Consider the following 19,053-nt stretch of genomic DNA (forward strand, 5'->3'; position numbering starts at 1 on the left):
ATGCTGAGCTTGACCGAAATCGCCTGGTTCGCACTCGCCTCGATGCTGCTGGCGCTCACGCCGGGGCCGAACATGATCTATTGCGTGTCGCGCACGCTCATCCAGGGCCGGCGCGCCGGGCTGGTCTCGCTCGGCGGCGTGATGATGGCCTTTCTTGCGCACCTGTTCGCGGCCGCACTCGGCCTCACCGCGCTGCTGCTGGCGGTGCCGGTCGCGTTCGACGCCATCCGGCTTGCCGGCGCCGCCTACCTGCTGTGGCTCGCATGGCAGGCGGTCAAGCCCGGCGGCAATGCGCCCTTCGAGGCGCGCGCGCTGCCGGCCGATCCGCCGGGCAAGCTGTTTCGCATGGGCTTTCTCACCAACCTGCTGAACCCGAAGGTCGCGATGTTCTACCTCTCGTTCTTTCCGCAGTTCATCCACCCGGAGCGCGGTTCGGTGCTGCTGCAGAGCATGCAGCTGGGCATGGCGCAGATGGCGAGCAGCGCCGCGGTCAACACCGCGGTGATCCTCGGCGCCGCGAGCATCACGGCGATGCTGTCGCAAAGCGCCGGCTGGCTGCGCGCGCAGCGCTACGTCATGGGCAGCGTGCTGGCGGCACTGGCGGTGCGCGTGGCGCTGACGGAACGCAAGTAAAAGAGAAGGAGCGCGCGTGAGATTCAGCCGCGAAGAAATCGAATCCGCGCAGCGCACCGTCGGCGCGGCCATGCCGCCCACGCCGCAATATGCATGGCCGCTGCTCGCGCAGCGCCTGGGCTGCACGGTGTGGGCCAAGCACGAGAACCACACGCCGGCGGGCGCCTTCAAGATCCGCGGCGGGCTGACCTACTTCGAAACGCTGGCGCGCGAGCAGCCCGGCGTGCGCCATGCCATCAGCGCCACGCGCGGCAACCATGGCCAGTCGGTGGGCTTCGCGGCGCGGCGCCACGGGCTCGCGGCCACCATCGTGGTGCCGCATGGCAACTCGCTCGAGAAGAACGCCGCGATGCGCGCGCTGGGCGTGCAGCTGGTCGAGCATGGCGACGACTTCCAGGCGGCTGCGGAGCATGCGGCCCTGCTCGCCGAGCAAGGCGGCATGCACCGCGTGCCCTCGTTCCACCGCGAGCTGGTGCGCGGCGTGTCGACGGCGTATGTCGAATTCTTCAGCGCGCTGAAAGATGCGCCGCCCGATGTGCTGTTCGTGCCGATCGGGTTGGGCTCCGGCTTCGCAGCCGCGGCCGCCGCGCGGGCGCACTGCGGCGTGTCGACCCGGCTCATCGGCGTGGTGTCGGCGCATGCCACGGCGTACCGCGATTCGTTCCGCGCAGGCCGGCCCGTCGAGTCGCCAGCCAACACGCGATTGGCCGACGGCATGGCCTGCCGCACGCCGGTGCCCGAATCGCTCGAGGTGATCCTGCGCGAAGCCGACGACGTGATCACCGTCACCGACGACGAGGTGGCCGAGGCCATGCGCATTCTCTTCAGCGACACGCACAACGTGGCGGAAGGTGCTGGCGCCGCGGCGCTGGCGGGCGCGCTCCAGCAGCAGGATCGCTGGCGCGGGAAGACGGTGGGAATCTGCGTGAGCGGCGGCAATGTCGATTCGGGCATGTTCGCGGGGGTGCTGGGTGGCGCTGGCGCATTGGCGTGACCAAGCGCGCTTTGTTCAGGGCGCGTGCACAGGCCACCGGGTACTCCCCTCCGCGAATGTCCCCCGGCCTTCGGCCTCCTCCTTGATTTCGCTGCGGGGAGCACCCGATGCCCTGTGCACCAGGGCACGCTGTCGGTTCGCAGCTGATCAACCACCGCACTGAACAACGATCACGCTGATGGGGTGCCTTGCGCAGCGAAATCAAGGGGGAGGCCGCAGGCCGGAGGACATTCGCGGAGCAAGGTACCCCGTCGGCGGGAGCGCGCCCTGAACAACGGCGCCAAGAACAACAGCAACAACAAGCTAAAGCAGCGGCCCCGTACGAGCCGTGTCCAGCGGCAGCCGAGACACCTCCGCCAGCAACAGCGCGAGCTGCTGCGCAGCCGCATCGACCACAGCCTGCCCGCGCGGCGCCGTTGCGGCGGCGGCGTTGCCGGCTGCGCCCTGTGCGTTGTAGTCCTCCATGGCCCAGCCGAGCTTGGCGCTCTTGCCGTTGCCGAGAATCGCGTAGTCGGCCGCGCGCTGCTCGGAGGTGGAGCGGAAATTCTTCGCCTCGGCCATGCGCACCTGCTGCGGCGCCAGCGCCAGCATCATCGAGGTCTCGATCTCGCCCGCATGCACGCCGAAGCGGTGCTCGCCGGCACCGAACTGCGCGCCCGCATCGCCCAGCGGCAGGTTGAACCAGCTCACGCTGTAGACGATGAGGCCGTGCGCCGCGCGCAGCTCGCGCGCCACGATGTCCATCGCGCCCACGTGGCCGCCATGCGCGTTGAACAGCACCAGCTTCTTCACGCCGGCATGCGCCACGCCCGCGCCGATTTCCTTCCACATGCGGATCAGGGTCTCGGCCGACAGCGTGAGCGTGCCCGCAAAGCGCGCGTGCTCGGGGCTCAGGCCGATCTGCTGCGTCGGCAAGAACAGCACCGGCAGCGCGGCCGGCAGCAGCGGCAGCGACGCGGCCACGATGCCGTCGGCCAGCACCGTGTCCACGCCCAGCGGCAGATGGGGCCCGTGCTGCTCGGTGGCACCGAGGGGCAGCACCGCGACCGTGGCTGCCACATCGAGCGCCGCAAAGTCGCGCGTCGTCAGTTGAGACCAGTAGCGGGGCAGGGATACCGGGGATGCGTTCATCCGCCGATCTTAGAGCGGTGCTTCAATCCACGCGACCCGCGCCTCGCGCGCTTCGACGAACACACAAGGACACCCGATGGATCTCCAGCTCCAGGACCAGCACGTTCTCATCACCGGCGGCAGCAAGGGCATCGGCCTGGCCTGCGCGCTGGGCTTCCTGCAGGAGGGCGCGCGCGTGAGCCTCGTGTCGCGCGATTTGCAGAACCTGGAGCGGGGCCGCAAGGCGCTGGCCGAGGCGTTTGCGCAGGCCGAGGGCCGGGTCTCGGTGCATGCGGCCGACCTCAAGGACCCGGCCAGCGCCGTGGCCGCGCTCGATGCGGCCGAGCTGGCCTTCGGGCCGGTCGACGTGCTGGTGAATTCGGCCGGCGCCGCGCGCCGCACGCCGCCCGACGAGCTGGATGCCGCCGCCTGGCACGACGCCATGGACGCCAAGTACTTCACCTACATCCACATGATCGATCCGGTGGTCAAGCGCATGGGCCGGCGCGGCCGCGGCGCGATCGTCAACGTGATCGGACAGGGCGGCAAGGTCGCGAGTCCGGTGCACATGGCCGGCGGCGCGGCCAACGCGGCGCTGATGCTGGTGAGCGCCGGCATGGCCGCGGCCTATGCGGGCAAGGGCGTGCGCGTGAATGCGGTGAACCCCGGCCTCACGCTGACCGAGCGGCTGCAGGAAGGCATGAAGGCGGACGCGAAGCTGCAGGGCATCGGCAGCGACGAGGCGCTGCAGCGCGCCACCGCCCGGCTGCCGCTCGGGCGCATCGCCACGCCGCAGGAGATTGCCAACACGGTCGTGTTCCTGGCCTCGCCGAAGGCGAGCTACGTGACGGGCGCGATCGTCGCGATGGACGGCGCCGTGACGCCGATGATCTAAGCAGCCGTCAGCGCCTCGAACTTCAGCGCCAGGAAATCGACCAATGCCCTTACGTGCGCGGGCACGAAGCGCCCGCTCGGCAAGAGGGCGTGCAGCGGATAGGGCTCGGTGTCCCATTCGGGCAGCAGCCGCACCAGCGCGCCCTTGCGAAGGTCTTCGCGCACGTCGAGCGCCGACTTCAGCACGATGCCCAAGCCCGCGACGGCCCACTCGCGCGCGAGCGAGGCGTCGTCCACGCTGCGGTCGCCCTTCACGCGCACTTCGGTCCACTGGCCGTTCTGCGCGAAGCGCCAGGTGCGGTGGCGGCGCCCGCCGCGGTCGAAGGTGAGGCAGTTGTGGTGCACCAGGTCCTGCGGCGTCTTCGGCGCGGGGTGGCGGCGCAGGTAGGCGGGCGATGCGGTAAGCAGCGGATTGGTCAGCGCGAACGGCCGCGCCACCAGCCGTGAATCGGCCAGCGCGCCGTAGCGCAGTGCCACGTCGACCTCGTCGCGCGTCACGTCGAGCAGCCGGTCGCCGACCGACAGCGACAGCTGCACGCCCGGGTGCAGCGCCAGGAATTCGTCGAACCAGGGCAGCAGCGTGCTGCGCGTGAGGTCCGATGGGGCGGCCACGCGCAAGGTGCCGACCAGCTCGCCGCGCTCGGCCGTGACCAGCGACTCGCCTTCGTCGAGCAGCTCGAAGGCGCGCACCGCGTAGTCGAGCAGCGTCTGGCCCTGCGAAGTCAGGCGCATGGCACGGGTCGAGCGCTCGAACAGCCGGGCGCCGAGCTGCGTTTCCAGCCGCTTGAGCGTGGCGCTGGCCGCCGCCGGCGTCATGCCCAGCGCATGGGCGGCCGCCGTGAGCGTGCCGCCGCGGGCGGTCTGCACCAGCACCTGCAGGTCCGAGAGATTTTCAATCTTCATTTGAAAGTGTTGCTCATCGAGGCGGTCTTATCAATTTCTGGTTGCCATCCTACAGTCGAGCCATCGTTCAAGAAAGAAAGAAAGGTCCTCCACCATGAAAGCCATCGGCTACTACCAGCCCCTGCCCATCGACAACCCCGAGTCGCTGCAGGACATCGAACTGCCCGCCCCCGTGGCCGGCCCGCGCGACCTGCTGGTGCGCGTGAAGGCCATTTCGGTCAACCCTGTCGACACCAAGGTGCGCAAGAACATGGCGCCCGAAGCCGGCCAGCCCAAGGTGCTGGGCTGGGACGCCGCGGGCACGGTCGAGGCCGTCGGCGCCGGGGTCAAGAATTTCAAGGTCGGCGACCGCGTGTACTACGCGGGCTCGATCGTGCGGCCCGGCGCCAATTCGGAACTGCATGCGGTGGACGAGCGCATCGCGGCGCTGGCGCCCACGAGCCTCGACGACGCGCAGGCCGCCGCGCTGCCGCTGACCACCATCACCGCCTACGAGCTGCTGTTCGACCGCCTCAAGGTGCCGAAGAACGGCGGCGCGGGCCAGACGCTGCTGGTCACCGGCGGGGCCGGCGGCGTGGGCTCGATCCTCATCCAGCTTGCGCGCCAGCTCACGCAACTGCGCGTGGTGGCCACGGCCTCGCGCGCCGAGACGCGGGCCTGGTGCCTCGCGCTCGGGGCCCACGCGGTCATCGACCATTCGAAGCCCCTCGCGGCCGAACTCAAGGCCGCGGGCATCGGCGAGGTCGACATGGTCGCGAGCCTCACGCAGACCGGCCAGCACTATGCGCAGATCATCGAAAGCCTGAAGCCCCAGGGCCAGCTCGCGGTGATCGACGACCTGCCGTCGCTCGACGCGATGCCGCTCAAGACCAAGAGCATCTCGCTGCACTGGGAAATGATGTTCGCGCGCTCGCGCTTCGAAACGCCGGACATCGCCGAGCAGGGCGCGCTGCTGGCCGAGGTGGCCGCGCTGGTCGACGCGGGGCGCATCCGCACCACCGCCAATGCGAGCTTCGGCACCATCAACGCCGCCAACCTCAGGAAGGCGCATGCGCTGATCGAAAGCGGCAAGGCGCAGGGCAAGGTGGTGCTCGCGGGGTTCTGAGCACAATCGGCCGCATGGCCGAAGACCGCATCCAGCCCCCGATCGAATTCGAAACCCCGCGCCTTCGGCTGCGCCAGTGGCGGGAAAGCGATCTCGCGCCCTTTGCCGCGCTCGCGGCCGATCCGCTGGTGATGGAGTTCCTGCTGCCCCTGCCCACGCGGGCCGCGAGCGATGCGCTGGCCGCGCGCATCAGGGCCCGCATCGCCGAGCAGGGCTGGGGCCTGTGGGCCGTGGAGCACAAGGCATCGGGCGAGTTCGCCGGCTTCACGGGCCTCAACGTGCCGCTGGCCGCGCTGCCCTTTTCGCCCTGCGTGGAGATCGGCTGGCGCTTCGCTCGGAAGTGGTGGGGCCAGGGGCTCGCGACCGAGCAAGGCCGCGCGCCACTACTTCGCCTGCGCCGACACGCGCCAGACCACGTTGCCCACGTCGTCGGCCACCAGCAGCGCGCCGCTCTTGTCGAGCGCCACGCCCACCGGCCGGCCATGCGCCTTCTCGTCGGCCGAGAGGAAGCCGGTCAGCACGTCGACCGGCGGCCCGCTCGGCTTGCCGCCGGAAAACGGCACGAACACCACCTTGTAGCCCGACTTGGGCTTGCGGTTCCAGGAGCCGTGCTCGCCGATGAAGGCGCCGCTTGCAAACTGGGGCGGCATGCCGCGGCCGTCCGAGAAGACCAGGCCCAGCGCCGCGACATGGGCGCCGAGCGCATAGTCGGGCGCGATGGCCTTGACCACCATCTCGGGGTTCTGCGGCGTGACGCGCGCATCCACCTTGCTGCCGTAGTAGCTCCAGGGCCAGCCGTAGAAGGCGCCGTCCTTCACCGAGCTCAGGTAGTCGGGCACCAGGTCGCTGCCGATCTCGTCGCGCTCGTTGACCACGGTCCACAGCGCCTTGGTCTCGGGGTGCCAGGCCATGCCGTTGGGGTTGCGCAGGCCGCTTGCGAACAGGCGCTTTTCGCCGCTCTTCACGTCCACTTCCCAGATGGCGGCGCGGCCTTCTTCGGCGGCCAGCCCGTTCTCGCCGATGTTGCTGTTGGAGCCGACCGTGACGTAGAGCTTGGTGCCTTCGGCGTTGGCGATCACGTTCTTGGTCCAGTGGTGGTTGATGCCCGCGGGCAGCGGCGTGACCACCGTGGGCGCTGCGCTCGCCGAGGTCTGGCCCTCGGTGTAGGGCACCTTGACGAGCGCGTCCGCGTTGGCGATGAACAGCTCGTTGCCCACCAGCGCCATGCCGAAGGGCGAACTCAGGTTCGACAGGAACACCTGGCGCACCTCGGCCGCGCCGTCTCCGTCGGCATCGCGCAGCAGCGTGATCCGGTTGGCGCTGGGCACGTTGGCCCCGGCGCGGCCCATGACCTTGCCCATGACCCAGTTGCGGACCTTGGCCATCGGGCCGCTGCCGCCGTCGCTGCTGCCTTCGGGCTTGGGCGGCTTGTTGCTTTCGGCCACCAGCACGTCGCCGTTGGGCAGCGTGTAGACCCAGCGCGGATGGTCCAGCCCGCGCGCCAGTGCGCTCACGCGCAGGCCCTGGGCGGGCTTGGGGGCGGCGGTGTCGGTCCAGCCGACCGCCTCGGCCACGTTCACGGTGGGAATCAGCGTCTTGTTGGGTTCGGCCAGTTGCGGGCGTGGCCCGATGGTGGCCTCGGGCGCCACCTTGGCGGTTTCGCCGCAGCCGGCCAGCGCCAGCGCTGCAGCCACGGCGGCCGTCCAGGCCAGCGGGGAAATGGCGATGCTCGGTACCTTCATTCGCGCTCCTTGGTTGCTGCGGCGCGGAGGCCGCCCTTTTCCTTTTTCAGCGTCGTTCCTTCGGCAAATCATGAGGACGGCGCCGGCATGGGCTGTCGGCCATGGGCGCTTTTTGGCGTGGGCGCACCCCATTCGCGCATCGCCGCTACCATCGGCCGCATGACCGACGACCTGTTCCGCGCCGACGCCTACCTGCGCGCCTGCGAAGCCCGCATCCTGCGCATCGACGATACCGGCATCGTGCTGGACCGCACGGTGTTCTATCCGCTGGGCGGCGGGCAGGCCGGCGACACCGGTGTACTGGCCTTGGCCGACGGGCGCGAGCTGGCCATTGCCGACACGCGCAAGGCAAAGAACGAGGAAGGCCAGCCCACGCAGGAAGTCGTCCACGTGCCCGCGCCCGGCCAGGCCGAACTGCTCGCCGCGCTCGAGCCCGGCGCCGCCGTGACCGCCCGCCTCGACTGGGAGCGCCGCCACCGGCTGATGCGCTTCCACACCGCGAGCCATCTGCTGTGCCACCTGGTGCCCGTGCCGGTGAACGGCTGCTCGATCACGCCCGACTACGCGCGCATCGACTTCCACATGACCGATCCGCTCGACAAGGAAGCGCTGACGGCCGGCCTTGCGCGGCTGGTGGAAGCCGCGCATCCGCTGACCGTGGGCGCCATCACCGACGAGGAGCTCGATGCCAACCCGGCGCTGGTCAAGAGCATGAGCGTGCAGCCGCCGCGCGGCACGGGCACGGTGCGCACCATCCGCATCGGCGGCGAGGGCGAGGCGCAGATCGACTTCCAGCCCTGCGGCGGCACGCATGTTGCAAACACCGCCGAGATCGGCGCCGTGATGGTCACCAAGATCGAGAAAAAGAGCGCCAACAGCCGCCGCGTGGTGCTGGGCTGGGCCGCCTGAGCCGCCGCAACCCTCGGAACTTCGCACCACTCCCCTGCTCCGACTGACGGCATGATCTTTTCCCGCTTTCACATCGCTACGTTTCTGGTAGCAGCCGCCGCAGCCTGCATGCCGGCTGCGGCCCAATTGGCATCCAGGCCGGGCGCGGTGGTCACCACCCCTCACGTGCGCGCCGAACTGGTGGCGCATGCGCCCGAAGGCGTTGCGCCGGGCGCACCGGTCTGGGTCGGCCTGCAGATCACCCACCAGCCCGAGTGGCACACCTACTGGAAGAACGCCGGCGATTCGGGCCTGCCCACCGAGCTGAACTGGACGCTGCCGAGCGGCGTGGCGGCCGGCGAGATCGCCTGGCCGGTGCCGCGCAAGATCCCGGTCGGCAACCTCGCCAACTACGGCTATGAAGGCACGGTGCTGCTGCCGGTGCCGCTCGAGGTGTCGAGCAACTTCAAGCCGCCGCTGGCGCTGGGCGCCGGCGCCTCGGCGCTCGACGTTCGGCTCAAGGCCAGCTGGCTGGTGTGCCGCAAGGAATGCATTCCCGAGGAAGGCGAATTCACCCTGGCCCTGCCGCTGCAGGGCTCGACCGCGCTGCACAAGGCCGAGTTCGACGCGGCGCAGGCCGCGCAGCCACAGCCGCTGGCCAAGCCGGGCGCGGTCGAGGTCAGCGGCAACAACCTGCAGGTGCGCCTCGATGGCCTGCCCGCCTCGGCCCGCGGCAAGACCCTGGGCTTCTTCCCCGAAACGCCCGAGCTGATCCGCACCGCCGCCGAATCGGGCAAGGACTGGACCCAGAACTGGCAAGGCGGCACCTGGACCGCCTCGCTGCCGCTGGCCGACCAGCGCAGCGCCAGCCCGACGACCCTGCCGCTGGTGGTGGCGCTGGCCGAGCCCGACCGGCAGCCGGGCCAGCCCGTCGCCTGGCGCACCGAGGCGCCCGTCAGCGGCAACTGGCCGGCCGCGGCGCCGCGCGCGGAGGTCTCGCCCGCGCTGCAGGCGGCCCTGGCCGCCAATGCGGCCGCCGCGCCTTCGTCGCCTTCTTCGGAGCTGCCGCCGCAACCCACGGTCACGCTGATGGCCGCGCTGCTCGGCGCGCTGCTCGGCGGACTGCTGCTGAACCTCATGCCCTGCGTCTTCCCGATCCTGGCGATCAAGGTGCTGGGCTTCGCGCGGCAGGCCGGCAACCACAGCGCGCACCGCACCGCGGGCCTGGCCTACACCGCCGGCGTGATGCTCTCGGTGCTTGCGCTGGGCGGCGCCATGCTGGCGCTGCGCGCGGCCGGCGCCCAGCTCGGCTGGGGCTTCCAGCTGCAATCGCCGGCCGTGGTGGCGGCGCTGGCGGCGCTGTTCACGCTGATCGGGCTCAACCTCGCGGGCCTGTTCGAATTCGGCCGCGCCGCGCCCCTGTCGCTGTGCTCGGCGCAGGCCCGGCATCCGATTGCCAACGACTTTCTTTCGGGCGTGCTGGCGGTGGTGATCGCTTCGCCCTGCACCGCGCCGTTCATGGGCGTTTCGCTCGGCTTTGCCATCGGGCTTCCGGCGACCCAGGCGCTGCTGCTGTTCGCCGCGCTGGGCCTGGGCCTGGCGCTGCCGTACCTGGTGGCGGGCTTCATTCCGGCCGTGGCGCTGCTGCTGCCCAAGCCCGGCCCCTGGATGAACACGCTGCGCCGGCTGCTGGCGTTCCCGATGTTCGCCACCGTGGCCTGGCTGGTCTGGGTGCTGGGCCAGCAAAGCGGCATCGATGGCGCAGGCACCCTGCTCGCGCTGCTGGTGTGCATGGCCGCCATCGTCTGGGCGCTGACGCTGCGCGGCCGCACGCGGCTGGTGATTGCCACGCTGATGGTCGCATTCACCGCGGTGCTGGCCGCCGCCATCGGGCGCAACGTGCTGCAGACGGTGGAGCCGGCCAGGATGGCGGCCACCGCGGGGCAGCGCTGGCAGCCCTGGTCGGCCGAGCGCGTGGCCGAGCTCACGGGCGCCGGGCAGCCGGTGTTCATCGACTTCACGGCCGCCTGGTGCGTGACCTGCCAGTACAACAAGAAGGCCACCCTGGCGGATGCCGAGGTGCTGGCCGATTTCGACCGCAGGAAGGTCGCGATGCTGCGCGCCGACTGGACGCGCCGCGACCCGGCCATCACCGCCGCGCTGACCGCGCTCGGCCGCAGCGGCGTGCCGCTGTACGTGCTGCAGGCGCCCGGCAAGGCGCCGGTCGTGCTGACCGAGATCCTGGGCAAGGACGAGGTGCGCGCCGCGCTTGCCGCGCTTTGACCCCCGGCGTGACATGGGTTGTCACATGCACATGAGCAAAGCGCTCTAAGCTGTCGCCGTTGTTCGTTTTTTCTTTTGGAGTTCAAGCTGGCCATGTCACTTTCGCCATCGTCCGACTCGCGTTCCATTCGTGCCGCGCGCCATGCCCGTGCGGCCCTCAGCCGCGCCTCGCGCCGCGCCGTGGTGGCGGCCGCCGTGGCACTGGGCGCCACCTTCCTGATGGGCAACAATGCCTTCGCCGCGCCCGCCGTGGGCCAGCAGGCGCCCGACTTCGTTGCGGTGGACACCAGCGGCGCCAAGCACAAGCTGTCCGACTTTGCCGGCAAGTTCGTGGTGCTCGAGTGGACCAACCCGGGCTGCCCCTTCGTGCGCAAGCACTACAACAGCGGCAACATGCCCGCCACGCAGAAGGCCGCCACGGCCCAGGGCGTGGTCTGGCTGTCGGTCAATTCCACCGAGCGCGCGGCCAGCGACTACCTGCAGCCCGCCGCGCTCGACGCCTGGATGAAGTCGCAGAAGGCCGCGCCCACCGCAGTGCTGATGGACGAGGACGGCGTGATCGGCCAGGCCTACGGCGCGCGCACCACGCCCCACATCTTCATCATCGATCCCAAGGGCATGCTGGTGTATGCGGGCGGCATCGACAGCATCGCCTCGGCGCGGCCCGACGACATCAAGACCGCGACCAACTACGTGAACCAGGCGCTCGGCGAAGCCTTCGGCGGCAAGCCGATCTCGACCGCCTCCACGCGGCCCTACGGCTGCTCGGTGAAGTACAAGAGCTGACGAAGCCCCACGGGCAGTGACAGGTACCTGACTCGCGCGGTCAGGCGGTGGTCGGGAACCCCGGCCTACCCTCGGACGAACGACATCGCCCAAGGGGACAACCAGATGAATCCTGCGCAATCCGCCGCGCAACCATCGGCTGCGGCCGCCGCCCGCACCGCGCCAGGCACCGCTTCTTCCAGCGCTTCCTCCTCCTCGAAATTCGCCACCGTGCTGCGCGTGACGGGCGGCAATTTCATGGAGATGTTCGACTTCTTCCTGTTCGGCTTCTACGCCACGCAGATCTCGAAGGCCTTCTTCCCGGCGGGCAACGAATTCGCCTCGCTGATGCTGACCTTCATGACCTTCGGCGCGGGCTTCCTGATGCGGCCGCTGGGCGCGATCTTCCTGGGCGCCTACGTCGACCGCGTGGGCCGCCGCAAGGGCCTGATCGCCACGCTCGCGCTGATGGCGGTGGGCACGCTGCTCATCGCCTGCGTACCGAGCTACGCCACCATCGGCTTCGCGGCGCCGCTCCTGGTGCTGGTCGGGCGGCTGCTGCAGGGCTTCTCGGCCGGCGTGGAGCTCGGCGGCGTCTCGGTCTACCTGTCGGAGATGGCCACGCCGGGGCGCAAGGGCTTCTACGTGAGCTGGCAGTCGGCCAGCCAGCAGGTGGCGATCATCGTGGCGGCCGCACTCGGCTACTGGCTCAACGTGACGTTCAGCCCGCAGGAGATCGGCGACTTCTACTGGCGCATTCCGTTCTTCGTCGGCTGCCTGATCGTGCCGGTGCTGTTCATCATCCGCCGCTCGCTGCAGGAGACCGAGGAGTTCATGGCGCGCAAGCACCGGCCCGACGCGCGCGAGATCTTCCAGTCGATGGTGGCCAACTGGGGCCTCGTCGTGGCCGGGATGATGCTGGTGTCGATGACCACCGTGTCGTTCTACCTGATCACGGTCTACACGCCCACCTTCGGCAAGTCGGTGCTGCACCTGAGCACGACCGACGCGCTGGTCGTCACGCTGTGCGTGGCCATCTCCAACTTCATCTGGCTGCCGGTCATGGGCGCGCTGTCCGACCGCGTGGGCCGCAAGCCGCTGCTGATTCTCTTCACGGTGCTGACCGTCCTCACCGCCTACCCCTCGCTCAAGTGGCTGGTCGGCGCGCCGAGCTTCGGGCGCATGCTCGAAGTGGAGCTGTGGCTGTCGTTCCTCTACGCGAGCTACAACGGCGCGATGGTGGTGGCGCTCACCGAGGTGATGCCGGTCAATGTACGCACCGCCGGCTTCTCGCTGGCCTACAGCCTCGCGACGGCGCTGTTCGGCGGCTTCACGCCCGCCATTGCCACCGGCCTGATCGAGATGACCGGCGACAAGGGCGCCCCGGGCCTGTGGATGACGGCCGCCGCCGCCTGCGGGCTGGTGGCGACGCTGGTGCTCTATCGGCGCAACGTGGACCCGGCGGATTCGGTGCGGGTGCCGGTGGTCTGAATTCTGGTTCTTGCGCGCTTGTCGGTTCAGGGCGCGCTCCCGCCGACGGGGTACCTTGCTCCGCGAATGTCCTCCGGCCTGCGGCCTCCCCCTTGATTTCGCTGCGCAAGGCACCCCATCGACGGGAGCGTTATGCGCAGCGGTCGTTGATCAGCGAAGCACAACGAGCGTGCCCAAGTGCACAGGACATCGGGTGCTCCCCGCAGCGAAATAAAGGAGGAGCCGAAGGCGGGGGACATTCGCGGAGGGGAGTACCCGGTGGCCTGTGTACGCGCCCTGAAGGACAGCCCGAACAAGAGCGCCCAAACAAGCAGCCCAGCAAAAGCAAAGCCCACGCCCCCTGCGACAATCGGGGCATGCCCTTCGCCCCCTTGCAAAACGACACTTTCCTGCGGGCCTGCTGGCGCCAGGCCACCGACCACACGCCCGTCTGGCTCATGCGCCAGGCCGGACGCTACCTGCCCGAGTACGTGGCCACCCGCGCCAAGGCCGGCAGCTTCATGGGGCTGGCGACCAACGTCGACTACGCCACCGAAGTCACGCTGCAGCCGCTCGAGCGCTATCCGCTCGATGCCGCCATCCTGTTCTCCGACATCCTCACCGTGCCCGACGCCATGGGCCTGGGCCTTTCGTTCGAGGCCGGCGAAGGCCCGCGTTTTGCACGCCCGGTGCAGGACGAAGTGGCCGTCGCGGCGCTCGAGGTGCCCGACATGGCCAAGCTGCGCTACGTGTTCGACGCCGTGGCGTCGATCCGCAAGGCGCTGGCCGGCCGCGTGCCGCTGATCGGCTTTTCGGGCAGCCCCTGGACACTGGCCTGCTACATGGTGGAAGGCGCCGGCTCGAGCGACTACCGCCTCGTCAAGAGCATGCTCTACAGCCGCCCCGACCTGATGCACCGCCTGCTCGCGGTCAATGCCGATTCGGTGGCCACCTATCTCAATGCGCAGATCGACGCCGGCGCGCAGGCCGTGATGGTGTTCGACAGCTGGGGCGGCGTGCTGGCCGACGGCGCCTTCCAGGAATTCAGCCTCGCCTACACGGCGCGCGTGCTGGCCGGCCTCAAGCGCAACGGCGCCGACGGCCAGCCCGTGCCGCGCATCGTCTTCACCAAGGGCGGGGGCCTGTGGCTCGAAGCCATGCGCGAACTCGACTGCGAGGTGCTCGGCGTCGACTGGACCGTGAACCTCTCGGCCGCGCGCCGGCTGGTCGGCGAAGGCACCGACGGCAAGGCAAAGGCGCTGCAGGGCAACATCGACCCCAACGTGCTGTTCGCACCGCCCGCGCAGATCGAGGCCGAGGTGGCGAAGGTGCTGCAGGCCTTCGGCCAGCCGCATGCCGATGCCGCTTCCAAGGGCCCGACCCACATCTTCAACCTGGGCCATGGCATCAGCCAGTTCACGCCACCGGACCACGTGGCGGCCCTGGTGCAGGCGGTGCACGCACAATCGCGCGCCTTGCGCAAAGGTTAAAAACGGTAAAAGAGCCGCCAGCCGCGCAGGGACGCGGCCGCGGCCCCAAAAATCGATTTCCCGGCGTTTGTCAAGCATAAAAACGGTGTAGGAACACCGACTTATGCACAAAACACGTGTTGCACTGCGCAAGATTATCTGTAGGCCTCCCCTCTTTGCTCCTAAACCAATAGCGACGCTAAGTTGTTGATTTATATAGAGATTGAACTTTGCTTTTTTTGAGGGCAATCCAGTCAGAGGCTTGATTTTCAAGGCTCGCCGGCGTGTCGAGCCCGGTTGTCAACAAAGTTATCCACAGAAACTCTGGATGACCCCCAAAGCACTGGAAAATCAACGACTTAAGCGATCTTGTTCAAAGTCGCATTAACAAACCTTGCCAACAAGGACACCCATTCCCACCGTCAGCCCCGTCTCCGAAACAGCAGCAGCAACGCCAGCGGCCGGCTCCGCCGCGGCACCGGCGAGCGTGCCCGCCGCGATGGCCTGGCGGCTCGACATCGCGGTGCAGACGCCCGCGCATGCCGCGCTCGGCGACCTGCTGAGCTATGCCAGTCCCACTCCCCTGGTGCCCGGCACGCTGGTGCGGGTGCCGCTGGGCCGGCGCGAGGTGCTGGGCGTGGTCTGGAATCCGCCGGTCTCGCTCGAAAGTGCCGAGCCCGACATGGCCCTGAAGCCCGTGGGCGCCGCGCTGGACGCGCTGGCCCCGCTCGGCGAGGCCTGGCGCGACCTCGTCGCATTTGCCGCGCGCTACTACCAGCGCTCGATCGGCGAGATCGCCCTGGCCGCGCTGCCGCCGCAGCTGCGCGACCTGAGCGGAACGCAGCTGGCGCGCCGCCTCAGGCGCAAGACCGCGGCCGGCCCGGTGGCCGAGACGGCCGAGGCCGCCCACCCGGTCGCGCTGAGCGCGGAGCAGACCGCCGCGCTGGCCCGCATCGAGGCGGGCGAGGCCGGCACCTTCCTCCTGGTCGGCAGCACCGGCAGCGGCAAGACCGAGGTCTACCTGCGCTGCGTGGCCGACCTGCTCGCGGCCGACCCCGGCGCGCAGGCGCTGGTGATGGTGCCCGAGATCAACCTGACGCCGCAGCTCGAAGCGCGCTTCAAGGCGCGCTTCGGCGACGACGCGGTGGTGTCGCTGCACAGCGGCATGACCAACCCGCAGCGGCTCGCGAGCTGGCTCGCGGCGCACAGCGGCGCCGCGCGCATCGTGCTGGGCACGCGCATGGCGGTGTTCGCGTCGATGCCGGGCCTGAAGCTCGTGGTGGTCGACGAGGAGCACGACCCCAGCTACAAGCAGCAGGAAGGCGCGCGGTATTCGGCGCGCGATCTCGCGGTCTGGCGCGGCCAGCGCGAGGGCGCGAAAGTCATCCTCGGCTCGGCCACGCCCTCGCTCGAAAGCTGGCACCAGAGCCGCCCCGCAGAGGGCGAGGACCCGGGCGGGCGCTATGTGCGGCTGGCCATGCCGTCGCGCATCGGCGCCGGCGAGCTGCCCACGGTGCGGTTGGTCGACATGAACCTGCAGCCGCCCAAGACCGTGATCTCGGCCGCGCTGCTCGACGCCATCGGCCAGCGCATCGCGCGCGGCGAGCAGAGCATGGTGTTCCTGAACCGCCGCGGCTATGCGCCGGTGCTGGCCTGCGCCGACTGCGGCTGGAAAAGCGAATGCCCGCACTGCAGCGCCTACCGCGTGTTCCACAAGATCGACCGCACGCTGCGCTGCCACCACTGCGGCTTCACCGAGCGCGTGCCGCGCGCCTGCCCTTCCTGCGGCAACCCCGACATCGCGCCCGTGGGCCGCGGCACCGAGCGGCTCGAAGAACACCTGGCGGAGCTGTTCGCGGCGGTGACGCGGCCCGACGGCAGCGCTGTACGCATCGCGCGCATCGACGCCGACAGCACCAAGAAACAGGGCGCGCTCGAATCGCAGCTCGCGGCCGTGCATTCGGGCGAGGTCGACGTGCTGGTGGGCACGCAGATGATCGCCAAGGGGCACGATTTCCGCCGCATCACGCTGGTGGCGGCAGTGAACCCAGACGGCGCGCTGTTCTCCAGCGACTTCCGCGCACCCGAGCGGCTGTTCAGCCTCTTGATGCAGTCGGCCGGCCGCGCGGGCCGCGACGCCGCCTACCTGGCGGCGCAGGGCGCCACGGCCGAGATGTGGATCCAGACGCACCATGCGCAGCACCCGCTTTTCTCGGCCCTGCGACGGCACGACTACACGGCTTTCGCGCGGCAGCAGCTCGAGGAGCGCGCCGCCGCCGGCATGCCGCCCTTTGCCTTCCAGGCGCTGCTGCGTGCCGATGCACGCACGCAGGAAGCCGCGCAGGCCTTCCTGAACGCGGCCAGCGCTGCCGCCGAGGCGCTGGAAGGCGCCGACCGGGTGGTGCGCTATCCCGCGGTGCCGCTGGCGATCCAGCGCGTGGCCAATGTGGAAAGGGCGCAGATGCTGATCGAAAGCCCCTCGCGCGCCGCCTTGCAGCGCCTGCTGGCGCAGTGGCAGCCGCTGCTGCATGCCCTCAGGCGCACGCCCGAAGGCAAGGGCGTGATCCGCTGGCTGGTCGACGTCGACCCGCACAGCATCTAGGACCCGCCCCGCAGGGCCCCGGCCGCGACGCTCAGTCGCTCAGTCGCTCAATAGAGGCCCGCAGGCTCCTTGCCGACGTCGACGTAGCGCAGTTCGGTGCTGCGGCGCCGCGCGCTGCTGGCGGGCCATGCGAACACCACCAGGCTCAGGGCGCCCAGCGCGAGCGAAGTGCCGGCGCCGAGCATGTCGGCATGCCAGGACCAGCTCACGCCGGCAACCCAGGCCAGCCACAGCAGGATACGAATAAGTATTGCCATCGTGCTGCCCCATTCAAACTTTGATTCACAAACACTTTATCAGGCATTGTGCAAACTCAAGTATTCATCTGAAGGCATAGCAGTAGCTATGCCTTACGGCCGTTACTCGGCAGCGGAAATATTGTGAAAAAACCGTTGACTGCGCTGCCGCGCGCTGCACAAGCTGTCGCTGTGCGACGCCCGTTCCGGCGGCGCACCTCAAGCAAAGCACGCTGGTCCTCGGGGGGTCGTCTGTCGTGAAACTGCCTTCATCTGTGGTTGCTGCGGTTCTCCTGTTCGCATGCCTTGCATGCTCGGCGGCCGAACTCGACCTGCAGGGCAGCCGGCTCGTGGTGTCGGGCATGCTCGACGGCAGCGCCATCAAGGCCTTCACCGAGCACCTGGGCAAGGGCACCGTGCGCACCGTGGTGTTCGAGGATTCGTTCGGGGGCACCGCCGAGGCGGCCGGCGCCTTTGCCGACGCCATCCGCGCGAGCGGTGTGGACACCGAGATCCGCGGCCAGTGCATGGCCGCCTGCGCCTATGCCTTCCTGGCCGGCAAGGCGCATCGCTTCGGCTGGGGCCTGCAGGTGAACGGCGTGCTGCTGCCGGTGTCGGCCAGGCCCTCGGCGGCCGAGCTGGCGGTGCGCTGGCGCAGCGAGGAGGTCCAGAAGACGCTGGCGGAGTTCACGCCCATTGCGGCAGCCGCGCCCATCCAGGCCACGGAAACCCGCGCCGCCGACACACCCAGGGACAACGCCCGGGACAACTGGCGGCCCGAGCACGGCGTGCTCTTCACGGCCAGCCCGACGCTGTTCGGCCGCATCTACAACGCCTTCTATTGCGACGGCACCCAGGGCCGCGACTTCTCCAAGTGCGAGCGCCTGTCCGATGCCGATCCGTTCAAGCTGGGCGTGCTGACGCCCTGAGGCCGCTCAGCGCAGCACGCCGACCGCGAACGGAAAGCTGAAGAAGGTTGCCACCGTCGTCCACAGGATGATGCGTGCGATGCGGCCGTTGTCGGCCCCGAAGCGCTCGGCCAGCATCGAGACGTTGCTGGCGCTCGGCAACGCCGCCACCAGCACGATCACCATCAGCGCCGAAGAAGACAGCGGCAGGCCGAGCGCAATGGCCCCCTGCCCCACCGCCCACACCAGCACCGGATGCACGAGCAGCTTGACCGCCACCACCGGCAGCACGTCGGCCAGCGGTGCCTTGGGAGGCAGCGCCGACTTCGTGCCCATGGCGGCCGCCACCGCCGCGCTGGCGCCGTGCTCGCGCGCGAGCAGCGCCGAGCGCGCCAGCACCGCGCCGATGGTGAAGAGCGCCACCGGCGAGGCCGCATCGGCCAGCATGGCGATGGTGCGCTCCACCGGCCCCGGCAGGCGCCAGCGCGCAGCCGACAGCAGCACGCCCAGCAGGATCGACCACGGCATCGGATTGACCAGCACGCCGCGCAGCGCCTGGCGCGCGGCCAGCCGCGGGCCGTGCTGCCCGCCCGCGCCGTCCAGGCGCGACAGCGCAATGCACAGCGAAGAAGTCACGACCAGGTCGAACGCGATGGTGATGATCATCGGCCCCGCGGCCTGCGCGCCCAGCAGCGCCACCAGCAGCGGCACGCCCATGAAGCCGGTGTTCGGAAAGGCCGCGACCAGCGCGCCGAATGCGCCGTCGTTCCAGCCGATGCGCGCATTGCGGGTGAAGATCACCACGCCCGCCACCACGGCCAGCGCGCTCAGGCCCCAGACCAGCGCCACGCTGCCGTCGAGCAGCTGTCCGATCGGCGTGCCCGCGCCGAAGCGCAGCAGCATGCAGGGCAGCGCAAAGTACAGCACGAAGGTGTTGAGGCCCGGAATCGCGTCCAGCGGCAGGATGCGGGCGCGCGCGGCGCCGTAGCCGGCCGCGATCAGCGCGAAGAAAGGAAAAGTTACGAGAAATACAGGCAGCACGCGCCGATTG

The 19,053-nt window shown here is 69.6% G+C and carries 16 protein-coding genes and 1 pseudogene; 12 read left to right on the forward strand and 5 right to left on the reverse strand.

All coding sequences use genetic code 11. The features are described 5' to 3' along the window. Both VPA02S_RS09060 and VPA02S_RS09065 read left to right on the forward strand, forming a co-directional pair. Positions 1 to 633 (forward strand): LysE family translocator, encoded by a 633-nt coding sequence (locus tag VPA02S_RS09060; RefSeq protein WP_062363445.1) that lies wholly within the window; start codon positions 1 to 3, stop codon positions 631 to 633. 16 nt (positions 634 to 649) lie between these two features. Continuing rightward, on the forward strand, positions 650 to 1,627 hold the full coding sequence (locus VPA02S_RS09065; protein WP_062363448.1) for a threonine dehydratase: 978 nt from the start codon (positions 650 to 652) through the stop codon (positions 1,625 to 1,627). Between the two features lie 303 nt (positions 1,628 to 1,930). On the opposite strand, the gene VPA02S_RS09070 is transcribed toward VPA02S_RS09065, so the two are convergent. After that, positions 1,931 to 2,758: a creatininase family protein gene (locus VPA02S_RS09070; RefSeq protein WP_012745890.1), complete on the reverse strand. Its 828-nt coding sequence runs from the start codon at positions 2,756 to 2,758 to the stop codon at positions 1,931 to 1,933. A 76-nt stretch (positions 2,759 to 2,834) separates the two neighbouring features. Between VPA02S_RS09070 and VPA02S_RS09075 the strand changes: the two genes are divergently transcribed. Beyond that, positions 2,835 to 3,632 (forward strand): SDR family oxidoreductase, encoded by a 798-nt coding sequence (locus VPA02S_RS09075; RefSeq protein WP_062363451.1) that lies wholly within the window; start codon positions 2,835 to 2,837, stop codon positions 3,630 to 3,632. On the opposite strand, the gene VPA02S_RS09080 is transcribed toward VPA02S_RS09075, so the two are convergent. Next, positions 3,629 to 4,534, reverse strand: a complete 906-nt coding sequence (locus VPA02S_RS09080) for a LysR family transcriptional regulator (RefSeq protein ID WP_062363460.1) — start codon at positions 4,532 to 4,534, stop codon at positions 3,629 to 3,631. The genes VPA02S_RS09075 and VPA02S_RS09080 overlap by 4 nt on opposite strands. 94 nt (positions 4,535 to 4,628) lie before the next feature. Here VPA02S_RS09080 and VPA02S_RS09085 point away from each other — a divergent pair, with 94 nt between their 5' ends. Beyond that, positions 4,629 to 5,639 carry a zinc-binding alcohol dehydrogenase family protein gene (locus VPA02S_RS09085; RefSeq protein WP_062363462.1) on the forward strand — a complete coding sequence of 337 codons (1,011 nt, stop codon included), beginning with the start codon at positions 4,629 to 4,631 and terminating at the stop codon, positions 5,637 to 5,639. A gap of 14 nt (positions 5,640 to 5,653) precedes the next feature. Beyond that, a pseudogene (locus VPA02S_RS31315) lies at positions 5,654 to 6,007 on the forward strand (GNAT family N-acetyltransferase); the annotation flags it as partial. A 15-nt stretch (positions 6,008 to 6,022) separates the two neighbouring features. Here the strand turns inward: VPA02S_RS31315 and VPA02S_RS09090 are convergent. Continuing rightward, positions 6,023 to 7,381: a PQQ-dependent sugar dehydrogenase gene (locus VPA02S_RS09090; protein ID WP_062363465.1), complete on the reverse strand. Its 1,359-nt coding sequence runs from the start codon at positions 7,379 to 7,381 to the stop codon at positions 6,023 to 6,025. A 159-nt stretch (positions 7,382 to 7,540) separates the two neighbouring features. Between VPA02S_RS09090 and VPA02S_RS09095 the strand changes: the two genes are divergently transcribed. The 6 genes from VPA02S_RS09095 (at position 7,541) to VPA02S_RS09120 (ending at position 16,858) form a co-directional block, all read left to right on the forward strand. Then, positions 7,541 to 8,290 (forward strand): alanyl-tRNA editing protein, encoded by a 750-nt coding sequence (locus VPA02S_RS09095; protein WP_026283887.1) that lies wholly within the window; start codon positions 7,541 to 7,543, stop codon positions 8,288 to 8,290. 108 nt (positions 8,291 to 8,398) lie between these two features. After that, entirely contained in the window at positions 8,399 to 10,552 is a 2,154-nt protein-coding gene (locus VPA02S_RS09100; protein WP_081247508.1) for a protein-disulfide reductase DsbD family protein, read from the forward strand. 93 nt (positions 10,553 to 10,645) lie between these two features. Next, on the forward strand, positions 10,646 to 11,338 hold the full coding sequence (locus VPA02S_RS09105; protein ID WP_174545058.1) for a thioredoxin family protein: 693 nt from the start codon (positions 10,646 to 10,648) through the stop codon (positions 11,336 to 11,338). A gap of 105 nt (positions 11,339 to 11,443) precedes the next feature. Then, positions 11,444 to 12,808, forward strand: coding sequence for an MFS transporter (locus VPA02S_RS09110; RefSeq protein WP_062363469.1), 1,365 nt, complete (start codon positions 11,444 to 11,446; stop codon positions 12,806 to 12,808). Positions 12,809 to 13,164: 356 nt separating this feature from the next. Next, positions 13,165 to 14,277 (forward strand): uroporphyrinogen decarboxylase, encoded by a 1,113-nt coding sequence (gene hemE, locus VPA02S_RS09115; protein WP_062363472.1) that lies wholly within the window; start codon positions 13,165 to 13,167, stop codon positions 14,275 to 14,277. 478 nt (positions 14,278 to 14,755) lie between these two features. Continuing rightward, positions 14,756 to 16,858 carry a primosomal protein N' gene (locus tag VPA02S_RS09120; RefSeq protein WP_062363473.1) on the forward strand — a complete coding sequence of 701 codons (2,103 nt, stop codon included), beginning with the start codon at positions 14,756 to 14,758 and terminating at the stop codon, positions 16,856 to 16,858. Between the two features lie 47 nt (positions 16,859 to 16,905). Here the strand turns inward: VPA02S_RS09120 and VPA02S_RS09125 are convergent, their stop codons facing one another. Continuing rightward, positions 16,906 to 17,115, reverse strand: coding sequence for a hypothetical protein (locus VPA02S_RS09125; protein ID WP_012745878.1), 210 nt, complete (start codon positions 17,113 to 17,115; stop codon positions 16,906 to 16,908). A gap of 254 nt (positions 17,116 to 17,369) precedes the next feature. Here VPA02S_RS09125 and VPA02S_RS09130 point away from each other — a divergent pair, with 254 nt between their 5' ends. Next, positions 17,370 to 18,023 carry a hypothetical protein gene (locus VPA02S_RS09130; protein ID WP_018903787.1) on the forward strand — a complete coding sequence of 218 codons (654 nt, stop codon included), beginning with the start codon at positions 17,370 to 17,372 and terminating at the stop codon, positions 18,021 to 18,023. Positions 18,024 to 18,029: 6 nt separating this feature from the next. Here VPA02S_RS09130 and VPA02S_RS09135 read toward each other — a convergent pair whose 3' ends face one another. Further along, complete coding sequence (locus tag VPA02S_RS09135; protein ID WP_018903788.1) at positions 18,030 to 19,043, reverse strand: AEC family transporter; 1,014 nt, start codon at positions 19,041 to 19,043, stop codon at positions 18,030 to 18,032. Between the last annotated feature and the right edge of the window lie 10 nt (positions 19,044 to 19,053).

Origin of the sequence: Variovorax paradoxus NBRC 15149 (assembly GCF_001591365.1) — a bacterium.
GTDB classification, from domain to species: Bacteria; Pseudomonadota; Gammaproteobacteria; order Burkholderiales; family Burkholderiaceae_C; genus Variovorax; species Variovorax paradoxus.